10 protein-coding genes and 3 tRNA genes are annotated in these 12,271 nt (G+C 71.6%); 8 read left to right on the forward strand and 5 right to left on the reverse strand.

Features of this window, described 5'->3' with window-relative positions:
* Positions 1-16: 16 nt before the first annotated feature.
* A complete protein-coding gene (gene gltX, locus HD597_RS59630) occupies positions 17-1,348 on the forward strand; it encodes a glutamate--tRNA ligase (RefSeq protein ID WP_253759949.1) in 1,332 nt (443 codons plus the stop codon).
* Here the strand turns inward: gltX and HD597_RS59635 are convergent.
* A complete protein-coding gene (locus HD597_RS59635; protein ID WP_253757890.1) occupies positions 1,242-2,732 on the reverse strand; it encodes an MATE family efflux transporter in 1,491 nt (496 codons plus the stop codon). The two genes, gltX and HD597_RS59635, sit on opposite strands and share 107 nt — an antisense overlap.
* A gap of 54 nt (positions 2,733-2,786) precedes the next feature.
* Here HD597_RS59635 and HD597_RS59640 point away from each other — a divergent pair, with 54 nt between their 5' ends.
* Both HD597_RS59640 and HD597_RS59645 read left to right on the forward strand, forming a co-directional pair.
* Positions 2,787-3,332: a PadR family transcriptional regulator gene (locus HD597_RS59640; RefSeq protein ID WP_253757892.1), complete on the forward strand. Its 546-nt coding sequence runs from the start codon at positions 2,787-2,789 to the stop codon at positions 3,330-3,332.
* Between the two features lie 17 nt (positions 3,333-3,349).
* Positions 3,350-4,183, forward strand: coding sequence for an NAD(P)H-binding protein (locus HD597_RS59645; RefSeq protein ID WP_253757894.1), 834 nt, complete (start codon positions 3,350-3,352; stop codon positions 4,181-4,183).
* On the opposite strand, the gene HD597_RS59650 is transcribed toward HD597_RS59645, so the two are convergent.
* Positions 4,161-6,131: a M3 family metallopeptidase gene (locus HD597_RS59650; RefSeq protein ID WP_253757896.1), complete on the reverse strand. Its 1,971-nt coding sequence runs from the start codon at positions 6,129-6,131 to the stop codon at positions 4,161-4,163. The two genes, HD597_RS59645 and HD597_RS59650, sit on opposite strands and share 23 nt — an antisense overlap.
* A gap of 164 nt (positions 6,132-6,295) precedes the next feature.
* Between HD597_RS59650 and HD597_RS59655 the strand changes: the two genes are divergently transcribed.
* A tRNA-Gln gene (locus tag HD597_RS59655) sits at positions 6,296-6,367 on the forward strand.
* Between the two features lie 37 nt (positions 6,368-6,404).
* Here the strand turns inward: HD597_RS59655 and HD597_RS59660 are convergent.
* The gene (locus tag HD597_RS59660) at positions 6,405-7,328 is read right to left on the reverse strand and encodes an alpha/beta fold hydrolase (RefSeq protein WP_253757898.1); all 924 of its coding nucleotides are present in this window, start codon (positions 7,326-7,328) and stop codon (positions 6,405-6,407) included.
* A gap of 109 nt (positions 7,329-7,437) precedes the next feature.
* On the opposite strand from HD597_RS59660, the gene HD597_RS59665 reads away from it, so the two are divergent.
* From HD597_RS59665 to HD597_RS59680, 4 genes are all read left to right on the forward strand, one after another.
* Positions 7,438-8,679, forward strand: a complete 1,242-nt coding sequence (locus HD597_RS59665; protein WP_253757900.1) for a sensor histidine kinase — start codon at positions 7,438-7,440, stop codon at positions 8,677-8,679.
* Complete coding sequence (locus tag HD597_RS59670; protein WP_253757902.1) at positions 8,679-9,290, forward strand: response regulator; 612 nt, start codon at positions 8,679-8,681, stop codon at positions 9,288-9,290. Before HD597_RS59665 ends, HD597_RS59670 begins: the two co-directional genes overlap by 1 nt.
* A gap of 94 nt (positions 9,291-9,384) precedes the next feature.
* Positions 9,385-9,460 (forward strand) — tRNA-Glu (locus HD597_RS59675).
* Positions 9,461-9,478: 18 nt separating this feature from the next.
* Positions 9,479-9,551: transfer RNA gene (locus HD597_RS59680), tRNA-Glu, on the forward strand.
* A 194-nt stretch (positions 9,552-9,745) separates the two neighbouring features.
* Here HD597_RS59680 and HD597_RS59685 read toward each other — a convergent pair.
* Both HD597_RS59685 and HD597_RS59690 read right to left on the reverse strand, forming a co-directional pair.
* The gene (locus tag HD597_RS59685) at positions 9,746-11,455 is read right to left on the reverse strand and encodes a hypothetical protein (RefSeq protein ID WP_253757904.1); all 1,710 of its coding nucleotides are present in this window, start codon (positions 11,453-11,455) and stop codon (positions 9,746-9,748) included.
* 58 nt (positions 11,456-11,513) lie between these two features.
* Positions 11,514-12,230 (reverse strand): IclR family transcriptional regulator, encoded by a 717-nt coding sequence (locus HD597_RS59690; RefSeq protein WP_253757906.1) that lies wholly within the window; start codon positions 12,228-12,230, stop codon positions 11,514-11,516.
* Between the last annotated feature and the right edge of the window lie 41 nt (positions 12,231-12,271).

Below are 12,271 nucleotides of genomic sequence, written 5' to 3' on the forward strand. Positions count from 1 at the left end.
ACCGTCCCCAACCGGCATGTTCCACGTCGGCGGCGCCCGCACGGCGCTGTTCAACTGGGCGCTGGCCGAGCAGTCGGGCGGCCGTTTCGTGCTGCGCATCGAAGACACCGACGCCTCCAGGAACCGGCCGGAGTGGACCGAGGGCATCATCTCCGCCCTCGACTGGATCGGCATCAACGGCACCAACCCGGTGTTCGAGGGCCCCTACTTCCAGTCGGCCTACGAGCCGCAGCACCGCGAGGCCGTGGCCAAGCTGCTGGCCGACGGCCGGGCCTACTACTGCGACTGCACGCGCGAGGCACTGGTGGCCCGCACCGGCTCCGAGCACAAGGGCTACGACGGCCACTGCCGCGACCGCGGCCTGACCGAGGGCGCCGCGCGCTTCCGCACCCCCGACGAGGGCGTGACCGTCGTGACCGACCTGGTGCGCGGCAACGTGGAGTTCCCCAACGCCGCGCAGGAGGACTTCGTCATCGCCCGCACCGACGGCTCGCCGCTGTACGTGCTGGCCAACGCGGTCGACGACATCACCCAGAACATCACCCACGTCGTACGCGGCGAGGAGCACCTGGGCAACGCCGCCAAGCAGATGCTGCTCTGGCCGGCCCTGGGCGCGACCCCGCCGGTGTGGGCGCACCTGCCGGTGATCGTCAACGAGCAGCGCAAGAAGCTGTCCAAGCGCCGCGACAAGGTGGCGCTGGAGGACTACCGCGCCGAGGGCTACCTGGCCGAGGCGATGGTCAACTACCTCATGCTGCTCGGCTGGGGCCCCGGCGACGACCGCGAGATCATGCCGTGGTCGGAGATGGCGCCGCTGTTCAGGCTGGAGGACGTCAACTCCGCGAGCGCGTTCTTCGACGAGAAGAAGCTGCGGGCCTTCAACGGCGAGTACATCCGGGCGCTGCCGCTGGAGACGTTCGAGGAGCGCTGCGCGCCCTACCTCGACGCCTCCTGGGACCGCGAGCTGTTCAGCAAGGTCGCGGTGCTGGCCCAGACGCGCCTGGCGGTGCTGTCGGAGATCCGGCAGAACGTCGACTTCCTCTTCCTGGAGGAGCCGGTCTTCGACCAGGCGTCGTGGGACAAGGCGATGAAGAACGCCCCGGAGGAGATCCTCGGCGGTTACCTCGACCGCCTGGAGTCCGTGAGCTGGGACCCTGAGTCGCTCAAGCAGGCGCTGGAGGAGGTCGGCACGGCCCACGGGCTCAAGCTCGGCAAGGCCCAGGCGCCGGTGCGGGTGGCGATCACGGGCCGGACGGTGGGTCTGCCGCTGTTCGAGTCGATCGAGGTGCTGGGCCGGGAACGCGCCCAGGACCGCCTGCGCGCCGCCCTGACGCGCCTGAAGGGCTGAGCCCCGCAGGCCCCGCCGGGCGGCGGTCGTCGGCGCGCCGTACCACCAGCGCGCCGGTGAGGCTGATCGCGGCTCCCGCGGCCATCGACAGCCAGACGCCCGTGATGCCGAGCCACGCGCTCAGGCCGTACGCGAGGGGTAGCTGCACCGCGAAGCCCGCCAGCGTGGCGGCGAGCAGCCGGCTGCCGCGCCCGCTCGCCTGCAGCACCCCGCCGACGGCGATCAGCCCGCCGAAGGGCACCAGGTAGAGCGCCATCCACCGCAGGAACTCCACGGCCACCGCCGGATCGCCGGTGAACAGCCCGGCGACCGGCGCGGCCGGCACGTTCAGCACGACCGCGACCACGACGCCGGCCCCGAGCCCGAGCGCCAGCGGCGACCGCACGGCCTCGGACCGGGCGGTGCGGATCATCGCCGCCTGCCGCAGCGCGTAGAACACCATCACACCGGCCAGCATGATCTTCTGCCCGATCCCGTAACCCGCCACCGCCGCCGTCCCGAACCCGGCCACGACCTCCACCAGCGCCATCCCCACCAGCGCACGTGCCAGGAAATCTCCGGACATGGGCAGCCCGGTACGAACAACCTCACCGGCCACCCGCCCGAGGCCGCCCGTGATCCGACCGCCCTCGGCCGGATCGCCTTCGGTGAAGCCGCTCGCCGGCGGCCGGCCGCCGGAAGGGGCGCCCGCTGCCTGATCGCCGTCAGCCTGATCGCCGTCAGCCTGATCGCCGTCAGCCGGGTCGCCCGCCGGTGGGCGCTCGGCCGCGTCCGGTGGGCGCTCGGTCGTGTCGCGCAGGCGGGTCACCGACCTGAGCGCGACCGCCAGCGTGAGCGCCCGCGCGATCACCGTGGCCAGCGCCGCACCCTGCACCCCCATCCCGAGCCCGTAGATGAACAGCGGGTCCAGCACGACCACGAGCACGTTGCAGACGATCGCGTGCCGCATCGGCCGTCTCGTGTCGCCCAGCCCCTTCAGCACGCCGTCCACCACCGCCTGGGCGAAGTACACCGGCAGCCCGCCCAGCGAGATCAGGAAGAAGCCCGCGGTCAGCGCGGGCGAGTCGGTGAACAGCGCCGCCAGCGGCTCGCGCAGCAGCACCCCCGGCACCGCGACGGCCACCGAGATGACCGCCCACAACACCCACCCCGCCCTGATGACCGGCCCCAGCGGCGCGTGCCCGTCACGCCGCCCGACCAGCACGGTCACCCCCGTCGGCACGGCCAGGAAGAGCCCGTAGGCCAGGAACTCGGCCGTCGTGCCCACGGTGACCGCCGCGATCGCCGCCTCGCCCAGCCCCGAGACCCAGAGCAGGTCGATCACCCCGACCGCGACCACCGCGGTGAGCAGTTCCACGTAGACGGGCAGCGCCAGCCTGATCATCAATACCTCGTTTCGATGTATGTCGTTTAGAGGTATAGCGTTACGATGCACCCCATGGCAAGCGGCGGCGACCTCGCTCTCACGATCCTGGGCTTCCTCAACGAGCGCCCCATGCACGGCTACGAGCTCAAGTCCCGCCTCACCGCGCTGACCGGCCACCTGCGCCCGGTCAGCGACGGCGCGCTCTACCCGGCGATCGCCAGGCTGGAGGCCAAGGGCCTGGTCGAGCGGCACGAGGAGGCGGGCGCCGCGGCCGCGCGCCGCCAGGTGCTGACGATCACCGGGACCGGTCGCGAGGAGCTGCTTCGGCGGCTGCGCGAGCCCGCCGACCTCGACATCAGCGACCAGACCAGGTTCTTCGCCCTGCTGACGTTCCTGTCGGCGCTGCCCGACCCGGCCGAGCAGGCGAAGGTGCTCGGCCGCAGGCTGGCCTTCCTGGAGGCGCCCGCGAGCTTCTTCTACGAGGGCGGCGAGCCGGTCAGGGCGCGCGACGAGCCCGACCCGTACCGCCGCGGCATGCTGCTGATCGCCCGCGCCTCCAGCCGGGCGGAGAAGGAATGGCTCCGGCAGCGCATCGCGGAACTGAACGTGCCGCAATAGCTCCTAACGTCGTCGCCATGACCTTCTTGGTGACGGGAGCCACGGGCTCCGTAGGCAGGCACGTCGTCGCGCACCTCCTCGAAGCCGGCCATGGTGTCCGCGCGCTGACCCGGCATCCGTCCAGGGCGCGGCTGCCCGAAGGGGCCGAGGTCGTCCAGGGCGACCTGAGCCGTGTCGAGAGCCTCGGGCCGGCCCTGAAGGGCGTCGAGGGGGTGCACCTCATCGACGTCGCCGACTCGGCGTACACGCCGCTCCGGAACGGCGCGGAGATCGTCGCGGCGCTCCGGGAGGCGGGAGTGCGCAGGGTGACGCTGCTCAGCGGCTGGTCGCCGGGCACGCTGGAGGCCGCGGTGACCGGCAGCGACCTGGCCTGGACGTACGTGCAGCCGACCGAGTTCATGGCCAACGCGCTGGCGTGGGCCGAGGCCGTACGGACGAGGGGCGTGATCGAGGAGCCGTTCGCGGCCACCAGGACCGCCATGGTGCACGAGGCCGACATCGGCGCCGTCGTCGCCACCGCGCTCACCGAGGACGGCCACGAGGGCCACTCCTACGGCCTCACCGGCCCCGAGCTGCTCGACGTGCCCGCCAAGGTGCGGATCCTGTCGGAGGCGATCGGCCGCGAGATCGCCTTCAGGGAGCTGACCGTGGACGAGATGCGCGAGCGCTACCGGGCCCAGGGCGTGCCGGAGCACATGATCGAGTTCCAGATCGAGGTGTTCGGCAACGTGCCGGAGGGCGCCTACCAGGTCACGCCCACGGTCGAGCAGGTGACGGGGCGGCCACCGCGCACGTTCGCGCGGTGGGCCGCAGAGCACGTCGAGGTGTTCAGTCCAGGCCGCGGCGCTTGAGCAGCGGCTGGATGCTGGGCTCGCGCCCGCGGAAGTTGCGGAAGGCGGTCAGCGGGTCGAGGCTGCCGCCCCTGGACAGCAGCTCGCGGCGGAAGTGGTCGCCGTTGGCCCGGGTGAGCCCGCCGTTCTCCTTGAACCACTCCACGCTCTCGGCGTCGAGCACCTCGCTCCAGATGTAGGAGTAGTAGCCCGCGCTGTAGCCGCCGGAGAAGATGTGCGCGAAGTAGTTGGTCCGGTAACGCGGCCTGACCAGCGGGAACGCGATGCCGGCGGCCTCCAGCGCGGTCGCCTCGAACGCCTCGGGGTCGGCCACGGTCTCGCCCGGGGCCAGCTTGTGCCAGGCCCAGTCGAGCAGCGTGGCGGCGAGGTACTCGACGGTCTTGAAGCCCTGGTTGAACTTCTCGGCCGCCTGCAGCTTCTCCACCAGCTCGGCCGGCATCGGCTCGCCCGTCTCGTGGTGCTTGGCGTAGTTGGCCAGCACCTCGGGCCAGGTCACCCACATCTCGTTGACCTGCGACGGGTACTCGACGAAGTCGCGGGGCACCCTGGTGCCGGACACGCGCGGGAAGCGCACCTGGGAGAAGAGCCCGTGCAGCGCGTGCCCGAACTCGTGGAAGGCCGTGTTCACCTCGTCGTAGGTCAGCAGCGTCGGCCCCGAGGCCGGCTTGGTGACGTTGAGGTTGTTCATCACCACCGGCCGCTGCCCGAACAGCAGCGACTGGTCGACCAGGTTGTTCATCCACGCGCCGCCGCGCTTGCTCGGCCTGGCGTACGGGTCGAGCACGAACAGCCCCAGCGGGCTGCCGTCCTCGTCGGACACCTCGAACACGGTCACGTCGGGGTGGTAACCGGCCAGCTCGGGCCGCTCGGTGAAGGTGATCCCGTACAGCTCGGTGGCCGCGAAGAAGATGCCGTCGCGGTAGACGCGGCCGAGCTCGAAGTACGGCCGCATGGCCGCGCCGTCGAAGTCGTAGCGGGTCTGGCGCACCTTCTCGGAGTAGTACGACCAGTCCCACGGCTCGATCGGGAACCCGGCCTGCTCCGCCAGCGCCTCGGCCTCCCGCCTGGCGTTGCGGACGGCGGGGCCGACGAGCTGGCCGAGCATCTCCTCGACCGCCTCCACGGTCTTGGCCGTCTGGTCGGCCACCGTGTAGGCCGCGTGCGTGGGGAAGCCGAGCAGCGCCGCCCGCTCGGCCCGCAGCGCCGCCATCGTGGCCGCCACCTCGAAGTTGCCGGGGGCGCGGCCGACGCTCAGCTCGTACAGGCGGCGGCGCACCTCGCGGTCGGTGAGCTGGGCCAGGCCGGGCTGGCTGGTGAAGTTGAGCAGCGGCAGGACCCACGTGCCGTCGTCCTGGCGCAGCGACTCGATCTTGGCCTCGTCGAAGCCGTCGAGCTCCTTCGGGTCCGTCACCACCAGCGCCGACTCCGTGGAGGCCTTCAGCAGGCTCTGCGCGAACCGCGTGGAGAGCTTCGACAGCTCCTCGTTCAGCGCGCGCAGGCGGTCCTGCTCGGGCTCGGACAGGTCGGCCCCGGCCCTGATGAAGTCGTCGCGGTACTTCTCCAGCAGCCAGGACTCCTCGGCGTCCGCCGTGCTGACCTGCTTGATCCTGGCCCACAGCGCCCGGTTCAGCCGGATGGCGTCGCCGTGCCGGGTGAGCTGGGGAGAGATCTCCTTCTCGATCTCCATGATGCCGTCGGTCGTGTCGGACGCGGCGACGCTGAAGAAGACCGTGGCCGTGCGGTCGAGGATCCGGCCCGACCGTTCGAGCGCGGCGATCGTGTTCTCGAACGTCGGAGTCTCGGTGCTGCTCGCGATCGCCTCGACCTCGGCGAGCTGCTCCGCCATGCCGCGCTCGAACGCCGGCAGGTAGTGCTCCTCACGGATGTCCGCGAAGGGCGGCAGCTCGTACGGCAGGTCGCTTGGGGCGAAGAACGGGTTCTCGGCCAACGCTCGGGCTCCTCCACGTGGTGTTTTGTCCCCTTCAGCTTGGCACGACCGGGCACGTGGTGGGGGCTCCGGAGGACGGGTCGGCTAATCGTTTTGGTCTTAGCCCCGGAGCTGGGCTATTCTTTCGGACGTCGCCAAAGCGCTCCGCGAGGAGATCGCAGCGGTGGGGTATGGTGTAATTGGCAGCACGACTGATTCTGGTTCAGTTAGTCTAGGTTCGAGTCCTGGTACCCCAGCATTTCAACGGATGTCTCCTTCGGAGATGTCCGTTTTTTATTTCGCGAGCCCGTCGAGGATTTTTGTGATCTCCGCGTAGGCCCTGCGCGTCGGCGCGTGCGGCGTCTTCACCGTGAACACCTCGAACTTGTTGCCCGGCGTCGCCTCGTCCGCCTCCCTGATCATGCGATCCTGCAGGGCCGGCGGGATCACCCGGTCCAGCGACTGCCTCACGTACACCCGCGGCACCCGCCCCCAGGCGTCCCTGCGGCCACGGGCGTCCGCGCTCGACACCTCCAGGCTCTCGTCCGGCAGCGACGAGTTGAGCAGCGCCAGGAACTCCCCCTCGGTGCCCTCGGCCATGAACGCCGCCTTGGCCGCGTCCAGGAACTTCCTGTCGTTCGTGCGCCAGTTGATCCGGACCGCCTTGAGCACCCGCGGGTCCCCGATGACGCCCGGCAGGATGGCGGCGCCCAGGCTCGTCCTGCCCTCCGGCGTCTCCAGGTACTCGGCGGGGGAGCGCAGCTTGGTGCAGCAGTAGGCGCCGATGTAGACGAGACGGTCGATCAGGTGGGGCACCGCGTCGGCGGCCTTGGTGACGGTCGAGCCGCCCAGGCTGCCGCCCACGAGGATCACCGGGCCGTACCGGGCGGCCCTGCGCACCACGTCCACCGTGGCCTCGACGTAGTCGTCCAGCGTCACCCCGGCCATGGGGGAGGGGAGCGCGGCCAGCTCGGCCAGGTCCTGCGGAGCCTGGTAGGCCATATGGAGCTGGTCCTCGGGGCCGTGGCCCGGCAGGCTCACGCCCACGGTCCGGTGGCCGCGCAGCGTCAGCTCCGCGTCACCGCTGGCCACGCCGTTCGAGCCGGTCACGAAGACGAACGTGGTCACCTCCTTCCGCTTGGTCACGGACGTGGCGGCGGCTCCCGCGCCGGCGGCGGTCGCGAGCTGGAAAGCGGTTCTGCGAGTCAGATCGGTCATGCCTCGATGCTCGCCGAGGCCGCATGCGGGCCACATCGCCCGTCAGGGCGGAGAAGCGGTTGACGGCGGCCATCCACCGATCGGTTGACGGCATGCCAGGCTTGGGGGCATGAGCTGGATCGACGGGCGCGAGAGGTGGGTCCACGCGGCGCTGGCGTACGCGCTGCTCGCCGTCTCCGCGATCGCGGCGGCCTGGCAGGGCGCAGGGACAGGAACAGGGACAGGCACGGGCACGGGTACAGGCACGGGGCCCGGCGGGGGCGTGGGGGCGCTCTGGGCCGGGGTGCCGTGGCCGGTGCCGGCCCTGGCGGCGGCCGTGTGGCTGGCTCCCGTTCCCTGGCTCCACCGGCGCCGCGACACGCACAGGGCGCTCGTCGTGGCCCACTACCTCCTGCTCGTGGCCCTCGCCGGGGCGCTGGCCGTCAAGAGCCCGGCCTTCGTCCTGTTCGTCTCGGCCGGTTACCCGCTGGCCATCGCGATGCTCCCGGGCCGTCTCGTCATGGCCGGCGTCACGCTCACCGCGCTCGTCAACGTGACCACCCAGGCGGGCCCCGGAGCCGGGACGACCCTGCTCACCGTCATGGCCGGCGTGGCCGTGCCGCTGGTCGCGGCCGGCTGGTACGTCTCCGCCGAGCACGACAGGCGCCGCCGCCTCGTCGAGCGCCTGCGCGCCGCGATGGAGGAGAACGCCGAGCTCAACACCAGGCTCCTCGACCAGGCCCGGCGGGCGGGCGTGCTGGACGAGCGGCACCGCGTGGCCGGCGAGATCCACGACACGCTCGCGCAGGACCTCGTCGCGCTGATCGGCCAGCTCTCCGCCGCCGACCGCGCTCCGCACGAGGACACCCGCCGCCGCCACCTCGACCGGGCGGCCGAGCTGGCCCGCCGCGGCCTGTCCGAGACGCGTAGATCCGTACGAGCCCTGCGGCCCGAGGCGCTGGAGGACACGGGGCTGCCGGACGCGGTCGGCCGCATGGCCGGGTCGTGGGCGGAGGCGGCCGGCGTGGACCTCCGGCTCGAAGTCACCGGCACCCCGGTCGCGCTGGCCGCCGAGGTGGAGGCGGCGCTGTTCCGCGTGGCGCAGGAGGCCCTGGCGAACGTGGCGAAGCACGCGGGGGCTACCAGGACGGCCCTCACCCTGTCGTACACGGACGAAACTGTCCTTCTTGATGTCCGAGACGACGGGACGGGCTTCGACCCGCAGCGGCCCGCTGACGGCTTCGGGCTGGACGGCATGCGGCAGCGGGCCCGCAGCGTGGGCGGCACCCTGGAGATCGAGTCGGAGCCGGGCCAGGGCACCACCGTCGCCGCCGCCGTCCCCGCCATCCCGAACGATGAGAGGCTGGACTGATGCCACTGCGCCTGCTGATCGCCGACGACCACCCGATCGTGCGTGACGGCCTGCGGGCGGCACTCGGCGGGGAGCCCGACCTGGAGATCGTCGGCGAGGCGGCCGACGGGGCGGAGGCCGTGCGCCTGGCCTCCGAGCTCGCCCCCGACGTCGTGCTCATGGACCTGCGCATGCCGGGCCTCGACGGGGTGAGCGCCATCCGCCTGCTCAGCGGCACCGGGCCGCGGGTGCTGGTGCTGACCACGTTCGACACCGACGTGCTGCCGGCACTCGAGGCGGGCGCCGCCGGCTACCTGCTCAAGGACGCTCCGCCGCAGGAGCTGGCCGCCGCCGTCCGGGCCGTCCACCGCGGCGAGACCGTGCTCGCCCCGGCCGTGGCGGGGCGGCTGGCCGACCACCTGCGCAGGCCCGCCAGGGGGAAGCTGAGCAAGCGGGAGCTGGAGGTGCTGCGCCTGGTGGCCGGCGGGGCCACGAACAAGGAGGCGGCGGCGGGCCTGTTCATCAGCGAGGCCAGCGTCAAGACGCACCTGCTGCACATCTACGCCAAGCTCGACGTGCGCGACCGCGCCGCCGCGGTCGCCGAGGCCTTCCGCAGGGGGCTGCTCGGCTGATCTGGTGGGCGGATAAGCGGTTTGGTGTGGTCTTCCGGGTGCGGTAGAGTTACCTGCGTTGCCGGGGAGGCCCGGCAACGCAGCTTGTGGGCAAGGTCCCGTCGTCTAGTGGCCCAGGACGCCGCCCTCTCAAGGCGGTAGCGCCGGTTCGAATCCGGTCGGGACTACCACTGCCACAAGCCCGCAAAGGTCCCGTCGTCTAGTGGCCCAGGACGCCGCCCTCTCAAGGCGGTAGCGCCGGTTCGAATCCGGTCGGGACTACGTGCTCTTCTCTCTGAGAAGAGCATTTTTGCGTTCTACGGCAAGCGGTGGGCGACGCCACCCGCCGCACCTGGCCGGGCCCCGTCCAGGGAGACGCTCCGCCGGTTCACTCGCTGGTCGCCGTTACGCGCGCCCTGTTGACCGATGAAGTCGAAAACGCCCCCACCGCGATGGTGGGGGCGTTTTCTGTGACGTCAGACCGAGCGGGCCTTGAACAGGGCCCTGCGGGCAGCCTTGGCGACCTGTTTGTCCGGGTGGACCTGGGAGATGAGGTCGAGCAGCTCCTCCACGTGCGCGTGGGGGATCTTCCAGATCACTTCCAGCAGGTTGTTGACCATCTCGGGGCCGATGTCGCGCAGGCTGCTCACGAACTCCGAGCGGCCCAGCCCGGCCGAGATCGTCCACATGTCGAGGATGAGCCAGTGCGTGTCGTCCGGCGTCGGCTCGGGCGCGCCCTCCACCTCCAGCTGGCTCAGGTGCGTGGCCGCGTACGGGCGCAGCGACGGCTGCTTGAGCGCCGCCTGCCAGGCCGGGACGGCGGCCTCGCCCAGCGTGCCGACGACGCTGGCCGCCTGCACCCTGATCAGCGCGTCGCTGTCGTCCTCCGCCGCCGCCTCCAGCAGCTCCTCGGCGGCCTTGCCGGGCTCGCGGAGCTGCATCCAGGCCGCGAACTCGGCGTCGGCCTCCTCCTCGGGCAGCTCGGCGCTCAGCGCGAGCAGCTCGTGGGCGGTCATGGACTCGATGGCGGGCCGCGCGTCGACCTCGATGTCGGCGTCGTCGACGAGGTGGACGACGCCTTCGGTGCCGAGCGGCGTGAGGCGGACGGTCTCGCCGTCGAGCTCGATCATGCCGTAGCCGATCAGCCAGTCGATCGCGGGCGCGAGCGGGTCGCCCGCCGCCTCCCACGCGTCGGAGCCCAGCTCGTCGAGGTCGGCCGCCGCCTCCGCGAGGTCCCGCGCCAGGTCGGCGCGCTCGCGCGAGCCGCCCGCCAGCAGCAGCCGGATGAGCATCCCCCGCGTCAGGCCCGCCAGGGCCATGGTGAGGTCGTCGTCCTCCAGCTCGGGGTCGCCGTAGTCGACCGAGTGCAGCCCCAGCATCCAGGCGTCGAGCACGTCCTCGTCGTCGTCGAACGGCCACTCCGCGGTGTCGTCCTGGACGGCCACCGTGCCGGCCTCGCCCGGCTCGAGGAACTCGAGGTCCACGGCGAGGTTCCAGATGTTCCAGAGCTGGGGGACGGCCTCGGCGACGGGGCCGTCGGTCTCCGGCCTGGGCAGCCCGGTGGCCGCCAGCGCCTCCTCGACCTCGGCGTCGGTGAGCAGCGTCTCCTCGCCCACCTTGCGGCCCGAGCCCACCCAGACGGCCAGATCGCGGGCCTTGGCGATCAGCGGCGCCTGGCGGGCCGCCTGCGCCAGCTCGGAGTCGGGCCGCAGCCTGATCGTGTCGAGCTCGGCCAGCTCGTCGGCGAACGGCTCGAAGTCGCCCAGGTCGCCGGCCTCGTCCTCCTCGTCGTCGCCCTCGGTGTCGTCGAGCAGCTCCTCCATGAGATCGACGAACTCGTCCTCGACGTCGTCCAGCTCTGCCTGCAGATCGGCGAGGCTGTCCGAGCCCTGGTTCAGCCGGCCGGTCTGGGAGAGGAACGTCAGGTACGCGTCCACGGCCGGGAGCATCCCGTCGGCGGCGGCGTCGGGATCCTCCACGACCTTGGGCATGCGGTCGAGCAGCAGGTTACGCAGGTCGGCGCGCTTCCACGTGCCGAGGTCCTGCGAGAAGGCGAGACGGTGCCACAGAGCGGCTGGTCCCACGAGCTCGGGGTCGCTTCCGGGGGCGTTCGCACGCGCCCACATGATGAACTCTTCGAGCAGGGGTCGCAGCTCAGTGGCGGCTACCTCGATGCGATCTGTCACGCACTCAGGCTAGTGCGCCGGGGAGGCAGTCGGCTCCCCAAATACATCCTTTTCCCGATCATGACGTGCGGCGCATCGCCTCCGTGATGCGCTCGGCGGCCGCCATGACGGGCACCGCGTGGAGCCTTCCCGGCGCCCGGGTGAGCCGCTCTATGGGGCCGGAGACGGACACGGCCGCGATCACCTTTCCGCCGCTGCCCCTTATCGGCGCCGACACGCTCGCCACCCCCTGCTCCCGCTCGCCGACGCTGTGGGCCCAGCCCCGGCGCCGGACGGAGGCGAGCGTCGCGGCGGTGAACTTGGCGCCGCGCAACCCGCGGTGCAACCTGTCGGGCTCCTCCCAGGCCAGCAATATCTGCGCCGCCGAACCGGCCGACATGGGCAGCGCGGAGCCCACGGGAACGGTGTCGCGCAAGCCGCTGGCCCGCTCGGCGGCGGCCACGCAGACACGTTCGTCACCCTGGCGGCGGTAGAGTTGCGCACTCTCCCCGGTGAGGTCCCTGAGCTGCATCAAGACCGGTGCGGCCACCGCCAGCAGCCGGTCCTCACCGGCCGCGGTGGACAACTCCGACAGCCGCGGGCCGAGCACGAACCGGCCCTGTGTGTCCCGGCTCACGATGCGGTGGTGCTCAAGAGCGACGGCCAGCCGGTGGGCAGTGGGTCGGGCCAGGCCGGTGGCCTGGACGAGCTGCGCCAGTGAAGCGGGTCCCGCTTCCAGGGCATTGAGTACAAGAACTGCCTTGTCGAGTACTCCGACTCCGCTAGAGTTGTCCATACACCGATACTGCAGTCTCGACATATGAGAAAGCAAGTCGG

It is taken from the genome of Nonomuraea thailandensis (genome assembly GCF_024172165.1).
GTDB classification, from domain to species: domain Bacteria; phylum Actinomycetota; class Actinomycetes; order Streptosporangiales; family Streptosporangiaceae; genus Nonomuraea; species Nonomuraea thailandensis.